This is a genomic window from Pirellula sp. SH-Sr6A (genome assembly GCF_001610875.1).
In the GTDB taxonomy this organism is placed as follows: Bacteria; Planctomycetota; Planctomycetia; order Pirellulales; family Pirellulaceae; genus JBKCUI01.
Genome location: NZ_CP011272.1, coordinates 5,170,505 through 5,190,794 on the forward strand (window position 1 = coordinate 5,170,505; position 20,290 = coordinate 5,190,794).

The 20,290-nt window shown below is 52.9% G+C and carries 16 protein-coding genes; 8 read left to right on the top strand and 8 right to left on the bottom strand.

What is annotated here, in order from left to right:
- The first annotated feature begins 99 nt into the window (after positions 1–99).
- Entirely contained in the window at positions 100–813 is a 714-nt protein-coding gene (locus VN12_RS20135; RefSeq protein ID WP_146678486.1) for a zinc metallopeptidase, read from the top strand.
- Between the two features lie 83 nt (positions 814–896).
- On the top strand, positions 897–2,468 hold the full coding sequence (gene cysS / locus VN12_RS20140) for a cysteine--tRNA ligase (protein ID WP_146678487.1): 1,572 nt from the start codon (positions 897–899) through the stop codon (positions 2,466–2,468).
- 257 nt (positions 2,469–2,725) lie between these two features.
- Here cysS and VN12_RS20145 read toward each other — a convergent pair whose 3' ends face one another.
- From VN12_RS20145 to VN12_RS20155, 3 genes are all read right to left on the bottom strand, one after another.
- On the bottom strand, positions 2,726–4,768 hold the full coding sequence (locus VN12_RS20145; protein WP_146678488.1) for an MFS transporter: 2,043 nt from the start codon (positions 4,766–4,768) through the stop codon (positions 2,726–2,728).
- Between the two features lie 26 nt (positions 4,769–4,794).
- Positions 4,795–5,730, bottom strand: coding sequence for an ABC transporter ATP-binding protein (locus VN12_RS20150; RefSeq protein ID WP_146678489.1), 936 nt, complete (start codon positions 5,728–5,730; stop codon positions 4,795–4,797).
- Between the two features lie 65 nt (positions 5,731–5,795).
- Complete coding sequence (locus VN12_RS20155; protein WP_146678490.1) at positions 5,796–6,194, bottom strand: GntR family transcriptional regulator; 399 nt, start codon at positions 6,192–6,194, stop codon at positions 5,796–5,798.
- Positions 6,195–6,510: 316 nt separating this feature from the next.
- On the opposite strand from VN12_RS20155, the gene VN12_RS20160 reads away from it, so the two are divergent.
- Together VN12_RS20160 and VN12_RS20165 are read left to right on the top strand one after the other, a co-directional pair.
- Positions 6,511–7,050: a DUF1697 domain-containing protein gene (locus VN12_RS20160; RefSeq protein WP_146678491.1), complete on the top strand. Its 540-nt coding sequence runs from the start codon at positions 6,511–6,513 to the stop codon at positions 7,048–7,050.
- Between the two features lie 394 nt (positions 7,051–7,444).
- A complete protein-coding gene (locus VN12_RS20165) occupies positions 7,445–7,900 on the top strand; it encodes a hypothetical protein (RefSeq protein ID WP_146678492.1) in 456 nt (151 codons plus the stop codon).
- A 329-nt stretch (positions 7,901–8,229) separates the two neighbouring features.
- Here the strand turns inward: VN12_RS20165 and VN12_RS20170 are convergent, their stop codons facing one another.
- Positions 8,230–8,733, bottom strand: a complete 504-nt coding sequence (locus VN12_RS20170; RefSeq protein ID WP_409994259.1) for a hypothetical protein — start codon at positions 8,731–8,733, stop codon at positions 8,230–8,232.
- A 1,498-nt stretch (positions 8,734–10,231) separates the two neighbouring features.
- Between VN12_RS20170 and VN12_RS26650 the strand changes: the two genes are divergently transcribed.
- Both VN12_RS26650 and VN12_RS26655 read left to right on the top strand, forming a co-directional pair.
- A complete protein-coding gene (locus tag VN12_RS26650; RefSeq protein ID WP_146675160.1) occupies positions 10,232–10,609 on the top strand; it encodes an IS5 family transposase in 378 nt (125 codons plus the stop codon).
- Positions 10,552–11,073 carry an IS5 family transposase gene (locus tag VN12_RS26655; RefSeq protein ID WP_168164138.1) on the top strand — a complete coding sequence of 174 codons (522 nt, stop codon included), beginning with the start codon at positions 10,552–10,554 and terminating at the stop codon, positions 11,071–11,073. The genes VN12_RS26650 and VN12_RS26655 overlap by 58 nt, the downstream gene beginning before the upstream one ends.
- Before the next feature lie 1,902 nt (positions 11,074–12,975).
- Here the strand turns inward: VN12_RS26655 and VN12_RS20185 are convergent.
- Positions 12,976–13,635 carry a hypothetical protein gene (locus VN12_RS20185; protein ID WP_146678494.1) on the bottom strand — a complete coding sequence of 220 codons (660 nt, stop codon included), beginning with the start codon at positions 13,633–13,635 and terminating at the stop codon, positions 12,976–12,978.
- A gap of 216 nt (positions 13,636–13,851) precedes the next feature.
- Between VN12_RS20185 and VN12_RS20190 the strand changes: the two genes are divergently transcribed.
- Positions 13,852–14,139, top strand: coding sequence for a hypothetical protein (locus VN12_RS20190; protein WP_146678495.1), 288 nt, complete (start codon positions 13,852–13,854; stop codon positions 14,137–14,139).
- A gap of 87 nt (positions 14,140–14,226) precedes the next feature.
- On the top strand, positions 14,227–14,649 hold the full coding sequence (locus tag VN12_RS20195) for a hypothetical protein (protein ID WP_146678496.1): 423 nt from the start codon (positions 14,227–14,229) through the stop codon (positions 14,647–14,649).
- Positions 14,650–14,706: 57 nt separating this feature from the next.
- Here the strand turns inward: VN12_RS20195 and VN12_RS20200 are convergent, their stop codons facing one another.
- Genes VN12_RS20200 through VN12_RS20210 form a run of 3 tightly spaced genes read right to left on the bottom strand, consistent with a single transcriptional unit; the run spans position 14,707 to position 20,068 of the window.
- Positions 14,707–16,275, bottom strand: coding sequence for a serine/threonine-protein kinase (locus VN12_RS20200; protein WP_168164522.1), 1,569 nt, complete (start codon positions 16,273–16,275; stop codon positions 14,707–14,709).
- A gap of 1 nt (position 16,276) precedes the next feature.
- Positions 16,277–19,201 carry a hypothetical protein gene (locus VN12_RS20205; RefSeq protein WP_146678498.1) on the bottom strand — a complete coding sequence of 975 codons (2,925 nt, stop codon included), beginning with the start codon at positions 19,199–19,201 and terminating at the stop codon, positions 16,277–16,279.
- A 45-nt stretch (positions 19,202–19,246) separates the two neighbouring features.
- On the bottom strand, positions 19,247–20,068 hold the full coding sequence (locus VN12_RS20210; protein WP_146678499.1) for a DUF1080 domain-containing protein: 822 nt from the start codon (positions 20,066–20,068) through the stop codon (positions 19,247–19,249).
- Positions 20,069–20,290 lie beyond the last annotated feature (222 nt).

The window sequence follows — 20,290 nt, forward strand, 5'->3', positions numbered from 1 at the left end:
AGATTCCGATCAGATGGCACAACAAGTGCTCGTGGATGATCGGCGACCACAATCTGCCATTACGATTTCAATAGCCCTCCCCGTTAAGGAAACCGATAGATGCTGACTTACCTCCTTTTTCTTGTTCCCCCCATGCTGCTGGCGTTGCTTGCACAATGGATGGTTCAATCACGCTATCGCGCGATGAGCCAGGTTCCCGCTCGGCTTTCGGGAGCGGAGGCTGCGCGTCGGATTCTCGATGCCAATGGTCTTTACGATGTTCCAATCGAACAGGGCCACGGGCACTTGTCCGATCACTATGACCCTAGCTCCAAAGTGGTTCGGCTGAGTCCTGAGGTTTACCAAGGTCACTCGATGGCGTCCGTTGGAATCGCAGCCCACGAAGTCGGACACGCGATCCAAGATGCGAAAAGCTACGCACCTCTCGTGATCCGGAACATGGCGGTGCCCATCGCAGGTTTTGGTAGCTCGATTGCTAGCATTTTGATGATGGCAGCTTTCGGATTGTTGATGGCAGGGCTATCGAAACTTGCCCTACCATTCATGCTCATCGCAATCATCGGATTCTCGGCGGTCGTGGTTTTCCAAGTTGTCAACTTGCCCGTGGAATTCAATGCCAGCACGCGGGCCAAAAACGAACTCGTCGGCCTGGGGTTGATCGGCCCGAGTGAACTTCCCTACGTGAGCAAGGTGCTGAATGCAGCGGCATTGACGTACGTGGCCGCAACGCTCCAATCGGTCGCGCAAGTCGCCTACTACGTCCTGCAATTCCTGTTGATCAGCGGCGCTGGCCAATCGAACCGGGATTCCTAAGCGTTCGATATTGCCTCCAATAGGGAGGTCTTTGTTAGAATCCGTGCTCTGCACTTGACCCTAGAACCAACTAGAGCACGGATATGACTTCATCGATTCGCATCTACAACACCCTCACAAAGACCAAAGAACCCTTTCAGACCGTCGAACCGGGGAAAGTGGGGATGTATCTGTGCGGCCCTACGGTTTACGCCGAGGCCCACATTGGTCACATGGTTGGGCCTGTCATCTTCGATACGATCAAACGCTATTTGGTCTATTCTGGATTCGAAGTGACTTGGGTTGTAAACATCACGGATGTGGATGACAAGCTGATCAATAAGTCGCGAGAAAAGGGCATCTCCATGTTCCAACTCGCAACGCAAATGACGGCTGATTATCTCTCCAACTTGCAATCGCTCGGTGTCGACCAAATCGACCATATGCCGCGAGCCACCGAGAACATGGAAGAGATTATTCGTTTTATCGAAGAGCTGATCGAGAAGGGATTTGCTTACGAAAGCCAAGGAGACGTCTATTTCGACGTTCTCAAAGACCTCGAATACGGCCGCTTGAGCAATCGCACGGCCGATGCCCAGCAAGGGGAAGGGGGCGAAACGGCTTCACGCAAAAGGTCGCCCGGCGACTTCGCCCTTTGGAAATCGTCAAAGCCTGGAGAGCCGAGTTGGTCGAGCCCTTGGGGGAATGGTCGACCCGGTTGGCATATTGAGTGCTCCGCGATGAGCCGGCGAATTCTAGGAAGAACTTTTGATATCCACGGCGGCGGACTCGATCTTGTATTCCCCCACCATGAAAACGAACTGGCACAAAGTCGTTGCTGCCACGGCCAACCCATGGTCCGGTACTGGCTTCACAATGGCTTGATGCGAGCCGATGCGGAAAAAGGAAAGGTGGGAGGGAAAAGCGATCGCGAATCGGAGTCCCCTTCCGCAGAAGAAGCGACCGCCGGAAAGATATCCCGATCCAAAGGGGCCGGCGGACTCGCAACCTTGATCGAGCGCCACACCGGAGAGCGCATTCGATTCTTCCTACTCCGATCCCACTACCGATCTACCACCATCTTCGGCGACACTCCCCTCGATGAAGCCGGTGCATCGCTGGAAACATTTTATCGTCTTATCCAACGATACCAGAAAATCACGGGCGCTGACTTTTACGACGCGTCTGCGATGCCCATCCGAAAACGTCGATCGGACTTTGTCTCTCCCCAAGATGCGCATCCTCTGGTGCAGGAGTTGGTTCAGCTCCGCGAGTCGTTCTTGACCAAGATGGACGACGACTTCAACACTGGCGGCGCTATGGGAGACCTGTTTGAAATCGTACGCGTTCTCAATCGGTTGATCGACAGCGAACAATTGGAGGATCCTGCCAAGCGAACATCCACCCTCACAGCGTCTTTGCAGACCGGCATGAGCATTCTCAAGGAACTGGGGTGGATCCTCGGCATCTTCCTCAAGCCGCCGAAGCAAACCAGCGGGAGCGACAACACCGCGAAGTTGTTAGAGGGAGTCATGCAGCTTGTTATCCAGCTCCGCGCAGACGCGCGTGCAAAACGGGACTTCGCCACCTCCGATGCGGTGCGTGACGGCCTAAACAAGCTTGGAATCAGCATGCAAGACGGCAAGAACGGTACGACCTGGGAAGCCGCATCGTAAGCAAAGGCAAATGCGTGCGACGCGGGGGGACAGCGTCTGTCTGTCCCCCACCTCTGTTGTCCTGGGAATCGCAGGGTGTTCTCTTGTGAAGGGGCGGGCTCGATCTTCACGCGTTTGCACCCAAGCGGCTATCCCGTCGCGCAGGAAATTGCCGCCAATTGGTTATCTTGCCAAGCTCGCCCTTCACCATGAACCGAAATTGGCTTTCTGACCCGTCGCTCTGGTCTGCCATGCCTTACACGGATTGATTTGCATCTTCATGCGGGCCCGGCAGCAACCAGTGTTTCCACCGCTTCGCTTTCCATGACTTCAATTCCTTCGGATGGCAACGCGTCCCAATTCGCTCCGCAATGCTCGCAACTCGCGAGTTCAACTCGACGACGTCGATGACAGGCGCTGCAACACTCATACACTGCAAGTGGATATATTGCGAACGCGGCAAGCGGCACTCCCAGTCCAAACAAAACTGCAAGCAAGCACCAAAGCAACGTCTGCCTTGGTCTCAGTCCTCGATGCCGAGATACGAAGAATATCAAAGCGGTAGAGACCATCATCTGGAGGAAGAGAGGTATATAGTCATTCGTATTGAAATCGAAAAACGATTGCGTGAGGATTAAACTGCCAATGGTCAGCACGGGGGGCAAGGCCCCAAATACAAACAAGGATTCGCTCCGAACACGTCCCAAGGACGCCAGCGTTTCACGAGGCAGGACGAATGTATATTCTCGCGTCTTACCTGCTGTACTACGAGTCACATGGAAATAGCGCTGCATTGCATAGCCATCCAAGTAACTCCAGTTCTCGCTATCGAGATACCAGAGAAAGCCCCCAGATTTCCCATCTATTTTGAGCGTCGACTCCAACGTAAACTGCTTGGGCTGGATGCCAGCCTCAGCCACGTCGCTCTTGTAGATTCGTACGGAATCTCCAGACTGCACGGCAAATCGCTCAATCCCCCCTTTTACGGGGAAGCCAATGGAATCGATCGATTCCTCGATCAATGTCTCGATAGTTCGCTTCTGCAACTCGACGCGTTTGATTCCGTCACTGGTCACAAATGCCCATTCTGCCAATCGATCGAATTGAGCTGACGTAGGATGCGCACGTTCCGAACTGAAAGGAACGGAGGGATAGAAAGAAGCTAACGTCAAAAACCGAGGGATTCTTAGGAAGGGAGTCCCGCGAGACTCGTTGGGGAGCGACACCGCGTCGGACGCGATGACATAATCCAAAACCATCCCCAGAACTGGATTTACCTGGTAAACCAACAGGTATCCCGATGGATCGAAGTACATTTGCCGTTGCCCATCATGACTCGCTTGCACAAATGTCGGATCGAACTGGTTCTCCGGAACTCGCAAGGAGTTAATCGAGAAATGGGTCCCGAAGTCAGAAATCGCGATACCTTCCGGTTTTGAATCGGATGAGTCAGTCATCGGAATCGATTCCAGCACTTCGTTTATTCCGCCTCGGTTTCGTGCAGAACTGCGAATCGCATAGATAGGTATTCCATCCTTATCGAATTCAATCGTTGGATACATGTAGGCGACTTGATCAAGAAAATGAAGGGGCAAAAGACCCACAGCGCCAACGATCAAAATGCTCGATGAGAGGAGTACGGAATTCGTGGCCAGCGACATGGATCGAAGCCGAGTCGGCTCCAGTTCACTCGGTTTCCTCACAAACGAGTGACGTGCGGCAAAGGCCATCACAAGCGCGGATATGCAAGATAAGGCATAAACCAACACCGTCACGATCATTGATGCGTGGATGTGCAGGATGAACGACAAACAGCTGCCTCCGATGGCCGTTGCCAACGGCAACAAACGAGTTCCAAACCAGTTGGATGGCCGGCAAGCGATGGCGATTCCTGCGAAATAGAAACTCGTGCCCGTAACGATCACCAAGAAAGCAGGAACCAATTGCCATGGGCTGACTGGCAAACGGACTGGACCGATCGATGCAAGATAGATCGCGAGTGCACTGAAGGGAATCAACATCCCCAACCCGTAAACTATCAGCCCAACCAGGATGCGTATTCGAAAAATCTGATCCGGAGAGATCGCACGATTTATCAAAAAGGCTCGAGCAGCCTCACGCTCATCAGGTAAAAACGTTACCAGACTCAAGAACGAACCGTAGAGAAGGGAAGTTAACCACGCGATCATGGTTAACTGACTGGATAAACTCGGAGCGTGAATCGTGCGAGAAACATAAATCAAGATCACGCCGAGCAACGCTATTCCCATCGGAAGCCATCGGACTGCGTCTCGGATTTCTTTTCGCAGCAAAGCGTTCATTGCATTCTTCCTTTTCTAACTCTGACTTAACGGGTTGAAGTGGCTGTCGCGCTGTTCCCTAAGAACGAATGCGAGCTTCGCGAACGAGATAGATAAGCGACAACACATTCATCAAAAGACGAATCGCTTCGACTCAGCGATGGACCGCCGATTCGCACCATTGCGGCTTCCGATTCTTGGTCCACGTCGACAACAGCCATCGTTAGCCTTCTCCCTGTTTGGTAGGCATGAATCAGACCGGGAACGCAGGGTACCTGACGAGTCTCCCCGCTGGTATCGCATGACCAAATGGATACCCTTTCCAAGAATGCAGATACGGTGCTGTTCACGAGAATACGACCGTCCACCATTACAAGCACGCGATCCGTCACGCGTTCGATGTCATCCAGCAGATGGCTACTTAAGAGAACGGTACGGGAATCATCTTCCATAAACTCAAGGATTGTTTCATTGAGAGCTCGCCGTGAAACAGGATCCAACCCCAAAGCGGGATCATCCAATATCAAAAGCTCCGGAATACTGCTCATGGTCAATGCAATCGATACTCCCGCGCGCTGACCGCGGCTGAGTGTTCGAATGCGAGCGGTAGGACGAATCCCAAATCGATCAATCGTATTTTGAAACAGAGTCGGATTCCAATTCGGAAATGAATCCGATTGCAGTTGCTCTGAGTCGCGAACGGTCATGCTGCCGTAGGCGAAGTGCCCTTCAATGGTATAGCCAATCCGAGCTCGAACACTGGGAGTCAGAATGGTGCTGTCAACACCGAGAACCGAGCAAGTACCCCGGGTTGGAGCTAGCAGCCCCATCAGCATCTTGATCAACGTTGATTTACCAGCTCCATTGAGCCCCAGCAGACCTGTCACGGTTCCAACTGGAAGATCAAAGGACACCTGCCGAACGGTAGGCGTTTTACCAAAGTATCGAGTCAGATTGTTAGCAGAAATTGCGATCGGCTTCATCGATTCGCCCCTTCCTTGTGAATGAAAACGGAAAGAAAAGTGCCAATGTCGGCCATCACGTCGATCTAATCGCTCGCGGGCTTCAAATTGTTTTCAAAGCGTTCCTGTAAACGCTGAACGATTACTTCGCGCTCAATATCCAACGTGACCGCTTGATTCACCAGCTGTTCGATGTATTCATCAATCCGCCGCAAACGCTCCGCTTTGGTGTACACCTGCCGCCGCTTGGCAACAAAGTAACCTTTGCCCGCCTGCGTTTCTAGAAATCCGCGATCTACTAACTCGGCATACGCTTTCGCCACCGTGTTAGGATTTATCACCAACTCACGAGCCAATTGCCGAACGCTAGGAACCGAAACTCCCACTGATAATTCGCCCGAAGCAACGCCTCGTGTTATCTGGTCGACAATCTGGCGGTAAATGGGCGAGGTACTCCCCGCCACGATCCGAATTGTGAAAGCCATGCGTCCCTCCGTATCTTCTGTACTACATGTAATAATACAGTTTTGAATCCGCACAGTCAAGCCACTTTGACGTTTTGATCTGGATTCTTCCGAGTGCCAACGGAGGGGAGGGCCCTAGACCAGTGAAAGGGGAATCGAGACTATCCAAGTACAGAGCCCCATGAAATCGCTGCTGCCTGGCCGAGCATTTTTGAATTGGACAGAGCGGCGAAACTTGACGCGTTCGGGGCCATTCGTCAGGCTAACGGGATGCAATGATTTCCGCTCGGGACAACCGTTTACCTAATTTTCTCAACGCAACTTAGACGAACAAACTATGCAGACCTGGGTCGCATTGCTCCGCGGCATTAACGTCGGGGGCCGAAATAGGATGTCGATGTCGGATCTGGCTACCACGTTCGAGTCCGCAGACTGTCATTCCGTCCGCACCTACATCCAAAGCGGCAACGTTGTCTTTTCGTCTTCCTCCCGATCGAAACGTGACCTCAACAAAAAGTTGAGTAACGCCATCGAGGGCAAGTTCGGTTTTCGTCCCCATGTGTTTCTGCTGACGGCAGCGGACTTTCGTGATGCTGTCGCTAAAAATCCATTCGCGGAGTCGGTGGCTGAACCCAAGTCGCTTCATTTCTTCTTTCTCGATGCCATACCGGAATCACCAAACCCAACCGACATAGTGGAACTCGCGGCGCCCACCGAGCGCTTTCAGTTGATTGGAAACGTGTTCTACTTGCATGCACCGGACGGCATAGGACGATCGAAACTCGCTGCAGGTGTCGAACGAAGACTTGGTGTCCCTACGACGGCTCGAAACTTCACCACAATCCAAAACCTGGTCTCCTTGCTGGCGGTCGATTGATCCACACCGCGAAACGGAAGACAATATACGTCACACCTTTGCAGGGACTGCCCCCCTATATCGCCATCCCTCACATCCGAGAGGAGATGTAGCTCTCCTAGTTCGAGAAACGCATCTCTAGGGGGCTTCCTCGTGGATTAGCATCAACGATCCAATCGATGGAGTCGCCACCCATTCTAAAACTATTGCTGCGATTTGGATTCGTACCGAGATCCGACTCGATTGTGTATTCGAATCGCAGTATGAAAATCGCAGCTCAGGTATAGTGAACGAGACGACCAAGAGCGGCCTGACCTCGATGCTGAGAACGATGGTGCGGCACGCCGACGGTGGTCTCTCGTCGTGCCCCCATTCCTTTTGGTAGCAAGAGCGCCTTAACGCAAGGAACGTAACAATGCCCTCGTCAGAAGATTTCAAGCAACACGACTCACAAAAATGGCTTGGACTGGTTGGAATATTCACAAGTCATCTGATCGCTTTTTGTGTGCTCTACCTAACGCTGACGAGATTTGTTCCAAGCCTCAAGCTACATTACGCGAGCAATGGGGTAACGCTAACACCCGTATATAATCGTATTGAACACATCTCCGATCTCTTTGTCGCCTACTCGCTGATCTCGTTGGCAATCATCGCCGCGAACGCACTGATCATCGTGATGGTGTCCAAGTATCAACCTCGTTGGCTCTCAACCTATTCCCACTTGGTTCATTCTTGCCTCGCAGTCGCGTTGTTGTTTTCTTTTGCCTGGATGCTGAACCCGCTTTTCTCGACCGTCATGCCCACCGGGAATCTTGCAATCCCAGCGGCAATCACACAGTCTGAACAAGCGAGCGAATCCGCAAATCAATGAGGCTGAACAAGGAGGTCGTAACGCAATTCATGAGAAGAAAATAGAACGCACCAACCTTTGAGTGGTTCAAGGTGAGTGGCTAGCGTTTTTCTCGCCAACGCGCCGAGACGCAAAAGAAGATCGCATAGCGCCCTTCGAAGCTCTCGTCCTCTTGGAATTTGTAAAGTTATCAACCGTAACGATACTCTCACCTCACCGATACCCCTTAAGGTGTTCTGGGGACTCCCATTGAAAAACAGGTAACCACCAATGCGACAACAATCGGGCTTTATTGCATCCGCGACCTCGCTAGCTCCGCTCGACAGCATGATTACTTTGGAAAGAGCGTTTCAGCTTTGCCACAGGAACTTCGCTTTGTCTCTGCAATCGGTGCAAGCGAAAACATAGCCGGCGCCACCACCACCAAAATTAATCCCTCCGCCACCACGCTCTTCCAGCAATGCAACAAATCTCATTCGAGAACCGCAGTCGCACTCGGGGGTCTCATCGGCCTGAATCCAAAGAGGATCTCCGCCGATTTTGCCAAGCACCAACTCGTTCTCGTTGACGGCGTCGACGTAGTTATCGTCGTCCGTTTGATCTTTCACGCTTGAATCATAAGGCTTCAAGCTAACGAAGGTTTCTAGCGGGAGAACCGTTTCTCCATTTTCCGGTGCATGGATTTGGACTGATCCTGGAGTAGCGACAACGACCGCATTGCCGCCTGAGTTCGCATCCCAGTCATTGCACATTCCGGGATCGTTCTGGCACATAAAGATCAGTAAAGATTCGGGCCGCGAATTCCAAATCGGATCGGTTGAATCCGACAACATGATTTGTGCGACAAACTGCATGGACCGGCTGCATGCGCGACAAACGGGCCACTTGAAGCCTGAGACGTCCATTGGAAGTCCACCAATTTTTGTCCTCGAGGGAATCTCGGAATTCTCGATTAGTAGGCCCATAATTTTTACCTCAGATGGATGGAGAAAACGAACGTCTTGCATCACCGATTTTCCGTCAGAGATGCCTTCATCCTGCAAACGCACGAGCCCCACACAGGTGCATGCGATTGTTCAGTACCATTCGCTTGCTTTCAGTAACTAGTTCCGAATTCTGACGCTGGGTGGGGCGAAACACCGGATGATTCTATCGAATCCTGCAGAGCTATTCAAATCCGCGGCGGTCACGGAACACCCCGGCTCCCTAATTGGATCGAGCACGAAGAGTTGACTCGGCGCAAATCAAAACAGCCCGAAAGTTGTTCGCGCGTTCCATGACTCAAGCCATTTTTTGCTTTGTGGTCACAAGACCGATTGGCAGTCAAAGCAAGTTGTATGCAGGTGGTGATGTCCACAACTCCCCGTCACGAATAAACGTTTCCATGAATTTCGAAGCAGGTATTGGTACTCGATAATACAGAGGTCGCCTTGTGTGCGTGCGTCTTCCAGTCTCGTTTCTTCTGCAAACCAAATTCTTCACCCGGGCGATCCAGTCAATGTCGAAACGCTTTGCTAGGCAATTCGGAAAAGGTCGCCAACCATGCCTTCCTTCGTGTAGAGATCCCACACGCGGACGCGCCAATTGACAGGAAATTCTATCGACGCGTTTCTCGCCATCCGTACAAGAGATAGCACAACAGCAACGTTTGCGGTGCGAAAGAGAAGCAATCGAATGGAGTTGTTTCGTGGTTGTCGCATTGTGCAAGCAAGGGTGGCGATCACCATGTCGCCGAAAGTTACGGATCCAAGTTACCCATGACCTGCGAGCTAGAATTGTCAATCGGTTCCTCGTTTATTCGTTTCACGCGATCGCGCTTCGAAGCTTGGTCGATGAAGTGTCCCCCTATGATCATGGCTGCGATCGTTACAGTCATAAAGCACCAGTGGTACCAGCGCCAAGGTTTATTTATAGGGTGCTCCAGCACGAATCTGTCGAACGTATAAAAACAAAGTGTCAATAGTAATATGACTCCCAGGAACACAAGAAGGCGTATTGTCCATGGATTCCCTTCAATCGTTTCGATTCGAGAACCAGAGACTGGGGTCGTTTTTCGAACGTATCCCCACATCCCTAGCAACACAAAAGGCCCCGCACAGGAGTAATACTGGCCAGTGAGACCAATGCAAAGTCCAGCGACAATCACTGCGGCGACTGTCCCGAATGCAAACAGGCGATCCCATCGTCTTCGAGTGAACAAAATGGTGTGCGGTTGAGTCATGTCGATCTAGATTGGACTCTACGTTGATGCCACGATATCGAGGCGGTAACCTAGGCTCTGTTTGAAAACTGGTGTTTTCGTAACTTTGCGAATTTGCGATAATCGACGGATCGCCAATCAAGGAGGATACGATGGCACGTCACAGATTAACCGATTTGCAATGGGAATGCATCGAGGAACTGTTTCCGTCTCCGAAGACAACGGGGCGGCCTCCTACGAACTACCGCTTAGCGTTTGATGCCATTCTTTGGATTCTGCGCACCGGATCGCCTTGGCGCGATCTCCCTGAAGAATTTGGGAAGTGGAGAACTATCTACGGCCTCTACGATAAATGGAACGGTGATGGAACCCTTGACGCTGTTCTGAATAAGCTTCGTTCAGCTCGCATTGATGATGGTGCAATCGATAGTGATCTATGGTGTGTCGATGGGAGCGTCATCCGTGCCCATCGATGTGCTTCTGGCGGTGGAAAAAGGGGGCGCCAGACGAGCCAGCTGATCATGCACTAGGCCGTTCGCGAGGCGGATATTCAACCAAAATCCATCTTCTCGTGGATGGCATGGGCAATCCTCTGGCATTCACCATTACGGGAGGGCAAGCTCATGAGACCACAGCACTGCTCGAGGTCCTCGAGAAGGCCGACAACGATCTTCATGACAGCGAAGGTCGCCCGGTTGCTTGGCCAGTGAATCTTGCAGGAGATAAAGGTTATCGAGCCGAATGGATCGACGAGACGCTCATCGATCTTGGAATCAATCCGATCATCCCGTCGAAGTCGAATGAAGATCGCGACGCACGAACGGCACAATTCGACGGGGATTGTTATCGACGCCGGAATATTGTCGAACGCTCCATAGGTTGGCTCAAAGAGTGTCGACGCGTCTTTTCGCGATTCGAGAAGACCGCCATTAACTACGCTGGGATGATTAAAATGGCGATGATCGAACGATTCCTCCGAATGATGTGTAGTTAACAGTTTTCAAACAGTGCCTAGTCACCGCTAGGAATTGGTAATTACTAATCTTAATTCATCAAGGACGCCAGTTAATCGCCCCGTTCAAGGACTATTCGCGTTGGCATCCGTCTTTTCCACGATGCGAAAACCCCGGCTTCTCACATCGTCGACTCTATTGCCGAAATCTTGAGCGGACGTTGACCACTTCGAGTGTTTCACTCGGCCACCTAGTAAATGACACTTACAATTAGCGGTCGCCGGCCAAGCGAGATTGGAGTGGACTGCCAACTGGTCGAGAGCAGGTCCGTTAGGTGACTGAATAGCAGGCCCCCAGTGAATAGCAGACACCCACCTTTTGGGGGGAGAGTGTATAGCAGGCACCGAGAGTGAATAGCAGGCACCCACCTTTTGGGGAGTGAATAGCAGACACGCACCTTTTGGGGGGAGGGGAGGTTTCTCGCAAAGGCGCCAAGACGCAACGAAACGCGATCACCAAATCCGAGGCACCCACCCATAACAGTGAATAGCAGGCACCCACCTTTTGGGGAGTGAATAGCAGACACCCACCTTTTGGGGGGAGGAACAATAAGAAGGCACCCACCTTTTGTCTTCTCCGATAGAAGGCACCCACCTATTGGTGGTGCCTTCCCCGATAGGAGGCACCCATCTTTTGTAATTGCAACACCTAGCACCTTAATAGGAGGCACCCATCTTTTGGAGGACCGAGAGGAAATAGAGGGCACCCACGTTCTGGAGTACCATTCGATCGTAGATTAGGGGCACCCACCTAATGGGGGGCAGTTCAATGGACTGTTCAATGGACTCAAATAGGAAGGGACTCAAATAGGAAGCACCCAACTTTTGGGGGGGAGGAGAGGTTTCGCGCGAAGGCGCAATGATGCAAGCGGGGAGGGGCGGAGATTGGGGGGGGAAGGAGATCAGGCTAGTGAGTTCGGATTACTCGACCCGAAATAGGAGGCACCCACCAAATGGACCCGAAATAGGAGGCACCCACCAAATGGGGGGAGGTAAATCGAGGGCACCCACCTTCTGGAGTACCCTTTGATCAAAGATTGGGGGCACCCACCTATTGGGAGGCAGTTCATTGGACTCAAATAGGAAGCCACCACCTTTTGGGGGGAGGGAGGTTTCACGCGAAGGCGCAAGTGGAGATTTGGGGGCACCCATCTTTTGGAGAATGAAAATGGAAATAGAGGGCACCCACGTTCTGGAGTACGCTTCGATCGGAGATTGGGGGCGCCCACCTTTTGGAGGGGAGGAAACAGTTGATGGCCCTGGGGACCATCGTCTCGCACTGGGGACCATTGTCTCGCGAGTCGAGTTTTTGTCGCCTTTCCCTACTGTCCCTATTGAGTTCGGATTACTCGAATCGATGGAGCCGATGGGAAATAGAGGGCACCCACGTTCTGGAGTACCATTCGATCGTAGATTGGGGGCACCCACCTATTGGGGGGCAGTTCAATGGACTGTTCAATGGACTCAAATAGGAAGGGACTCAAATAGGAAGCACCCACCTTTTGGGGGGGAGGGGAGGTTTCGCGCGAAGGCGCAATGATGCAAGCGGGGAGGGGCGGAGATTGGGGGGGGGGAAGGAGATCAGGCTAGTGAGTTCGGATTACTCGACCCGAAATAGGAGGCACCCACCAAATGGGGGGAGGGAAATCGAGGGCATCCACGTTCTGGAGTGCCCTTCGATCGCAGATTGGCGGCACTCACCTAACCAACCCTTTGATCAAAGATTGGGGGCACCCACCTAACCAACGCTCACCTAACCAACGGAGATTTGGGGGCACCCACCTTTTGGAGGGGAGGAAACAGTTGATGGCCCTGGGGACCATTGTCTCGCCCTGGGGACCATTGTCTCGCGAGACGAGTTTTTGTTGCCTTTCCCTGATGTCCCTAGTGAGTTCGGATTACTCGACTAGATGGGGCCGATGCGTTGCGAACTTGGACTTTCGAAGGTGTCGATCGATAGCGAGCGTTCTCGTCAGGTGTAGGGGACGGTGCTGGTGCCGGGACCGATTCCAGCCTTGGTTTGGCGGGCGTCGGCTGCATGGATCCACTCGGGCGATTGGATCTGCTCGGAGACGCGGGAATGGCTTGCACGCTTTCTGGAGCATAGTCACCTTCGGAGACGATCATTCCCGAATCATAGGATGATTGGCAGCTTGAACATCCAGATGCACCAACGTGACCGGTGCTGCAGGTGGAGCAGTCATTGGGAACATATTGGAATCCCCAAAGCTCTCGAAAACGGCTGAGTGCGCCTGGGCATCGCCCACAGGAATCGCCGCCAATAAAGGTGTTATCGCATCCGCAAGGATCGCAAACGGGTGGTTCGTTGATTTGCTCGTCCCAATACACCTCGCCACACCCCGAGTTGCAATGATTGACGGATAGTCGAGAGGCGATGCGATTGCGCAGTCCTAAACCATCGCAACCGACGTCGCATCCCGTCCCGCATGCGTTACCGTAGCGATCGACAACTTGAATTCCGCAGCAGCCGATCTGCAATGCAAGCGTGAACAAGGCTACCCATCCGAACGCAATTGATCTCATGTCTTGACTCCCAAGGTTGTTGGCTACCAGGGGGAGTATCGGCTCGCATAATCCCTACAATCAGCAAATCTTGCCAAGATTCCCGTTCAAACCTCCCTCGCCTCCCCATTTTTCCCAGTCTGCGTGCGCGGTATTTTGGTCGACGATTGAAGCCTTGGCGGCGAACGTCCGATGGATCAAGGACCGTACCACTGTCTCTCACGAGAATCGGGTTCTATGGACATCGACCGCAACCGCTACTTCATGTTCGGAGTAATCCTATTTCTGTTAGGTCTCCAATTTCGGCTCGTGGATTCTTTTGTCCTGAACGAGAGTAGCACGCGCACGTTACACAAAATTGCGCAACAGTCTAAGATTGCGGACAACAATGTCGCAACGAACATGTATATGGAGATGGGGACTCCCAAGAAATCGATCAAGCCGCCGAACTGGGTTGGTTTTGTTCTCCTCACGGCAGGTGGGGTGATGGCTCTGCATGCCATGGTGCTCCCAAAGCGTTCGTAAAGCGAAGACCCTGCGGTAAGGCACTTTGAAGTGCGCTCCTCGTCTACTCCTCCTTGTCGACCTTCTCTGGAAAAGGATTTCCTCATCATGAGAAATCGGTGGCGAACAGTCCGATCCCCTGCGCTTTGGGTTTTGCTCAGCGCAGCGGCGATTGCAGGCGCATCCAATTGGAGGTCGGAAACTGCTGGATCCGTAGCAACTTGGGGGAGCGAGATCGGCGCTAGCCCGGTTCAGAATCGTTCGAGCGAAGACAAGGAATCTCTGCTCCGTGAAGACACTCCCCTTACTCAGTTGCGGGGACGATTTCGTCAATCGGGCGATCGCATTTTGTTTACCGAAGAGGGGGCCAGCCGATCGATGAAATGCCTGGAGAATCTTTGGCTTCAAAGGATTTTGGATTCGCAGAAAAACGAAGATCGCAAGGTGATTTGGTTGGTCAACAGCGCTCGAGTTACCGAATTCAACGGCGAAAACTTTCTGTTGATTGAGAGCGCGACCAAGACGCGATAGCGAGAACGCGAGCGGTCGTCGCGTTGTTGCCGAAGATTTGAAGTAACCTATTCCGGCCTATGAAGCCGTGGCTGCTTCCGTGGTCTGCTTGGTCATCTCGCGCTGATCCCAAGCCACGCGGATGGCTCTGGGAAGTGATCCAAGGATAAGCTGTCTCTTGTCCGGCTGGTCACTCAATTCGCTCAGAAGGGTTTCTGCTTTTTGAAAGAATGCTTCCGCGAACGCGTTGTCGGGGTTCCCTCTACGTTCGATCCATCCCATTTCAATGTTCGCAATCGCCGCAATGACTTTGTCCGTATCCGGAAACCCCGAGGTCAGCACCTTTCGCAACGAATCTCGAGCCTCTTCGTAATTGGAAGCCTCTATGTGAAGCCTAGCTATTTGAAGCTCGGCCTTGAGGTAATAGTTTCTGCTTACCGCGTCTTTGGGTGGGTAGTACTCGGATATTGCATTCCAATGGCGAAGGTCGTTTTCGAGAATGGCCAAGGCAAATTGTTTCTCGATGGTCTCTTGGCGAGGAACTCCCACTCCTGTTACCGGGCCACCGAACAGATCGTGATAAGTGACTCCATAGACGATACCCATGGTTGCAAGGCCGACGGCTAAACAAGCCGCTGCACGTAAGAGGGGCGCTGCCCAAGCTCGCTTGTCACCTTTGCGAATATTCTTGTTTTGCTCGGTGGCGAGTTGTTGCAATTGCTGCGTTACTGCCAGATTGCTCAGACGTTGATGTTCGATTACCAAACCCGTGAACGGAATCATCTTATCGATGCTGCCACCCATGACTTCATCGATCACACCTCGCAGCGACCTGCTCAGTTCGGCAGCGGTTGCGAATCGTTCTTCCGGACTTTTGTTCAGTAGCTTGTGTACGATATCGACCAGGGAGTCTGGCAAGTCAGGGCGCAGTTGCTTGAGAGATACGGGAATCGCCTGTACGTGCTGCATGGCTAAGGCCAAGGGTGTTTCCCCTGAGAAGGGAGGACGCCCTGAGAGCATGTGATACGCCGTCGCGCCGAGAGAGTACAAGTCGCTACGGGAATCGACGGCCAAGCCTTGGATTTGTTCCGGGCTCATGTAAAGAGGCGTACCGAGCGCGACACCGACTGCCGTCAAGTTCTGCGATTGTCCCCTCGCCCTGGCCAATCCAAAGTCGGCGATCTTGACTTCACCATCGGGTGTAAGAAGTAGGTTATCAGGCTTGATGTCGCGATGAACAAGTCCGATGGATGATGCCTTTTGCAAAGCCGCAGTGGCTTGCCAGAGGATCGAGATCGCTTCCGCCAGCGGGAGCGCACCGCGTCTTTGGATATAAGCGTGGAGATTGCTGCCGGGAACATACTCCTGCGCGATGTAATGGATCGAATCGAACTTCCCGACGTCGTAGACTTGGACAATGTTCGGGTGCATCAATGATGCGACAGCCCTCGCCTCTTGGAGGAAACGCTGCTCATGGTCTTGCGAACCGACGTAATCGGATCGCATCACTTTGAGCGCGACGTGTCGGTGAAGCGATTGTTGAAACGCCAGATATACCTCGGACATCCCACCGACCCCCAGTCGATGCAGGATCGCATAGCCGGCAACGGTCTTGTTGGTCAATTCTGGGGATGAATGGTTGAACATACTAGCGGCTCCAACGCACGGCGATTCGACATTGTTCCGAAGGTCGAAGATTGATGAGAACCTGGCCGTCTTCCACATCCAGTTTAGTCGATTGTCGATGGTGTGCGTCGATTCGCCATGCTTCCTCTGCGTTTTTCAAGAAACTCAGCTTGGTCGAGGCTCGTTTCCCTCGCGTCTCTCGCACCCAGAACAACGAATCGAATGATTCTCGCGGAGCGTCCTCGTCGACCCACATCGTTCCGTCCCGAGGATCGTCCCCTTCGATGCCGACATTGGGAAGATTGCTTTGGGCCAACCAAGCTCCGGAGTCGACTTCGTCGGATGCCAATCGAACGGCCGTCCAATAGGCTGGATCGATTCCGTCCTGTGCGGTCTCTAGCGGGCGTGGCCAGTCCATGCCCAACCGCAACGCAAACCTCGCACATCTGGGGCCATCGTGTGGCAACGGGGTTACCAGATAGCGATGGTCGAATCGCTGGTGAGTCGACAATCCGCCTGCGGCCAGGTAGATCTTGTTCTCAATGTCGTCAATTTCTACCAACTCCACGGTCGCCTGCATGGGAGCGGGGAGTTTACCCTTCGTTCCTTGCTGCCAAGCGGAAAGAGTTGCCGATTCGTTTGCCCAAGCGGTTCGCCATACGCACTGAAAGCGATGATCGTGGGGGGCGTCGCACTCGACGTCAATGTCGATCCATCGCGCCCCCTTCCACAATGTGTAGCGCGTCGTCAGTCTGACAGGCCCCACCCCGGGTACGACCGTTGTTCCTGTCGTTTCGATAACCCCTCGAACAGTAGAGTTCTCAATCAGACGCAGCTCGGTCTTGTCACGGGGCAAGAAATCCGCTTCCTGCCATTTCTTGCCAGCACCCTGTTCTCCCAGAACAATCGAGGCCATCCCGCTCATCCGGCTTCCCCGTTTGTTCGGCACGAAGACCGATCGCAAATGCCCCTTCTTCGGATCGATCTGCACTTCGAGATATTCATTGGCGAGGGTCCAGTCCGAATCTGCGATGCCGGGCCGCTTTCCAGTGAGTTTGCTCAACACACCTGGTCTGGAAAGGACGGGTCGTACAGGCCCCGTTGCCTCATTCAGCCCGGCAGCTCGCACTTTGACAAATCCAAAAGGAGGAAGATCCGCAACCAAATGACTTCGATTGCCCTGGGTGACTGCCCCAACGATACGTGTCGACGAGCCGGAATCGATTTCTCCCGGAATGCTTTCCAAGAAAACGCGTCGAGCGTGACTGCTGTTGTTCACAATCAAATAACCATTTGGCGACCCAGATTCGGTCGCGGCTACTCCAGCCCCTGCAATCATTTCTAACAACCGACTCTTCGCATTCAAGAAATCTGCTTCCAGTTCCTCCGACGAACGGAAAACATCCGGTTGCGCCGAAGCGGTACAGTCCTTACAGCGATGCGCTTTACTCTCTATCGCAAGAATCGATTGGGCGAAATCTCTCGTAATGCACTTCGGGGCAACATTTTGCCATATCCATGCGAGCGATCGGAGGCGGGAGGTTCGAACGAATCGACCGTATGCCCCAAGATGCTCCCGTTGTTGAGCTGCAATCTGGGGAGCATCCCCTACCAACGGAATTCGGAACTGGCGATTCTGAAAAGCGTCCGAGCTGTAGGGTTGATTCGTTGTGGTAAAGAATCTTTCCATTCGATCCAACGATCCCAACGCAGGGGAACGCTTCATCACGGCAGCGAGATCCGCATACGCATCTGCGACTTGGTCGGGCCAATGTGCCAAGACCAATGTGGGGACGTGGTGATAGTCGAGCTGTTTGGAAAGGTGGGAAGTGAAATGCAGGAAAGTTTCTGCATTGGACGCATCGACCACATGCCCCAATACCGCATCGATCGCATCTCCCTCCGAATGGGCTTGCCAGCGAATCTTTGCTGAATCCTTTTCAGGGACAATGCCACCTGACCATGCGTGGATAAGTGCACCGCGGTAGCCATGGCTGAGCAATAGATCGGGGTACAAACTACTCCAACCCGGGGCAAACTGGCTGAATATGGTGGGAGGTTCCACTCCCAGCGTCCGATACGATTCCGCTCCGTCCTTGAAGGCTTGGTCAATCCCCCAGTGGGTAGAAAAACTCGACTGCAATTCGCGTTCGAAACCCCCGATCAACTCCCATTCGCTTTCCACCAGCTTTTGTCGAAGGCGACGCCAAGTCTCGGGCTTCTCGTCGTGAAGCTTCCGCAGCAGAGATCCATTAGCAAGTAGCCCGATCGATTGAGGTGCATCGAGTTGTCTTGAAAATGCCTCGCCCAAGGTTGACTCTGCGAGTAGAACGACTTCGAGGAGATGGATCTGTTGTGAGCAATAGCGATCCCGCTCTTGCGAAACCGTATCGAAGGCGGCCTGGATCCATCGCTCGGTTTCCTCGGCGTCCCCAGCCAAAGCGGCTTTCGCTGCGGAGAGAACTTGTTCAGAAAACGCGAGCCAATCCAAGTTCCACGAGTATCGCAGTTTTCTCGCCATGATTTGGATCTGCAGGACTGCGTATCCAAGAGCATAAAAGTCACTCAAGCACAGAGGAATCGCGTTCGGAATTTCGACTTTTTCATCTGCAAGCCCCTTGGCGATGGCTTCGAACAAGTCTGAGCGCTTTCTACCATTGCTGTCGATGGTCAAGCACTTGCCCAGCGTCAACCGCTCTCGCTGCGGTTGATCCACCTTGTCTCGACTCCACTCCGGTATGACGACGACAGACGATTCGAGTTCCAAGGAACTCGAATCGGAGCGTTTCCACTCGGGTAGGGAATTCAACGCTACTAAAAGTCTCGGGTCCCACCCGACTGTCCAAGCAGCTAGAAAATCGGCCGCCGTTTCATGTCCAACGCCTGTTGGCAAGTCTTCGATAGCATAGCTGGGAACGACGATGACGGAACGCTGAATGGGAGACATCCACGACTTTGATGTTGGTGTGATGAATGAACAACTTTGGACTGACTACTTGTCCAAATTCAATAGCTCGACCTTCCGAAACTCGATCGGGTGGCTTTCGGATTGGAGAGAAATAGTTCCCGACGAAAGCATCTTGGTACCCGCTTTCTCCGCCAACTCTTTGGCATGCGCATCGCGGTCGTCCAGTTGGGGTTTTGCGTATTCCAGGACGAGCTCGCCGTTTACTTTGTGTCGGATCACCTCATTCCCACGCACTTCGATTTCAGCGGTGACCCATTGGTCTCCGTGAAACGTCTTCGACTTGGAATTGGTGCAGTGATTGAGAATCAGTTTTTCGTTCATCACCACGTTGGTTCCCGGGGTGCAGAGATTGCAAGTTGTCCGAGGATTCTTGCCGTCGCCGCCCAAGAACTGGACTTCGATTGAAGCTGGAAAATCTTGGTCCTTGGTCATGGTTTCTGGGCGCTCGCCATGGAGCATGACGCCGCTATTGCGAAGAGCCCAACCGGGCCCTCCTCGCACTTGCTCCCCTACGAATCGATATTCGATTCTTAAGATGTAGTTGGAGAATACATCTTTGTAAAAGAGATGGCCGAAGGTTTCATTGAACTCGCTATATCCCTCGTACCCGACCTTGAGCGCCCCGTTTTCAACTCGAAACGTATTGGCAAAGTTCTCACCGAGATTGTGGTATCGGATTTTCGGTGTCCACCCCGTAAGGTCCTTGCCGTTGAAAAGCTGAATCCATTCTCCTGAGCTGGCAGGCGTCTTCGCTCCTCCGTCCTGCGCCCTTCCAAAAGAACCCAAGGAGAGGGTAACGCCTACGGCACCGGCGAGGGCCAGATTCATCAAAAAGGTTCGTCTCATGGGAGGATCGGCTGGGTAAGGGATTTGGGAGGCAGCAGAGTGAGAGTTGCAAGTATACCGATCGTAGCGATTTTACGAATTGGACTGATCAAAATCGTATCGGGCCGCCACAATCTGAGACGGTCTATTGTACTCGACAATTCTACGGGGCTAGTCTTCCGGGGCTGATAACGCCCCATCGGCACGCTGACTCGTGACCGGCTCCTCTATCCAAACTTTCCC

What these genes read in the sequence shown, in the direction of transcription:
- VN12_RS20170 (WP_409994259.1), bottom strand. Translation starts at nt 8,733, where the DNA reads ATGCAGTTTGTCGCACAAATCATGTTGTCGGATTCAACCGATCCGATT.
- VN12_RS20145 (WP_146678488.1), bottom strand. Translation starts at nt 4,768, where the DNA reads ATGAACGCTTTGCTGCGAAAAGAAATCCGAGACGCAGTCCGATGGCTT.
- VN12_RS20205 (WP_146678498.1), bottom strand. Translation starts at nt 19,201, where the DNA reads ATGTCTCCCATTCAGCGTTCCGTCATCGTCGTTCCCAGCTATGCTATC.
- VN12_RS26650 (WP_146675160.1), top strand. Translation starts at nt 10,232, where the DNA reads ATGGCACGTCACAGATTAACCGATTTGCAATGGGAATGCATCGAGGAA.
- VN12_RS26655 (WP_168164138.1), top strand. Translation starts at nt 10,552, where the DNA reads ATGTGCTTCTGGCGGTGGAAAAAGGGGGCGCCAGACGAGCCAGCTGAT.
- VN12_RS20185 (WP_146678494.1), bottom strand. Translation starts at nt 13,635, where the DNA reads ATGAGATCAATTGCGTTCGGATGGGTAGCCTTGTTCACGCTTGCATTG.
- cysS (WP_146678487.1), top strand. Translation starts at nt 897, where the DNA reads ATGACTTCATCGATTCGCATCTACAACACCCTCACAAAGACCAAAGAA.
- VN12_RS20210 (WP_146678499.1), bottom strand. Translation starts at nt 20,068, where the DNA reads ATGAGACGAACCTTTTTGATGAATCTGGCCCTCGCCGGTGCCGTAGGC.
- VN12_RS20155 (WP_146678490.1), bottom strand. Translation starts at nt 6,194, where the DNA reads ATGGCTTTCACAATTCGGATCGTGGCGGGGAGTACCTCGCCCATTTAC.
- VN12_RS20160 (WP_146678491.1), top strand. Translation starts at nt 6,511, where the DNA reads ATGCAGACCTGGGTCGCATTGCTCCGCGGCATTAACGTCGGGGGCCGA.
- VN12_RS20150 (WP_146678489.1), bottom strand. Translation starts at nt 5,730, where the DNA reads ATGAAGCCGATCGCAATTTCTGCTAACAATCTGACTCGATACTTTGGT.
- VN12_RS20190 (WP_146678495.1), top strand. Translation starts at nt 13,852, where the DNA reads ATGGACATCGACCGCAACCGCTACTTCATGTTCGGAGTAATCCTATTT.
- VN12_RS20135 (WP_146678486.1), top strand. Translation starts at nt 100, where the DNA reads ATGCTGACTTACCTCCTTTTTCTTGTTCCCCCCATGCTGCTGGCGTTG.
- VN12_RS20165 (WP_146678492.1), top strand. Translation starts at nt 7,445, where the DNA reads ATGCCCTCGTCAGAAGATTTCAAGCAACACGACTCACAAAAATGGCTT.
- VN12_RS20200 (WP_168164522.1), bottom strand. Translation starts at nt 16,275, where the DNA reads ATGTTCAACCATTCATCCCCAGAATTGACCAACAAGACCGTTGCCGGC.
- VN12_RS20195 (WP_146678496.1), top strand. Translation starts at nt 14,227, where the DNA reads ATGAGAAATCGGTGGCGAACAGTCCGATCCCCTGCGCTTTGGGTTTTG.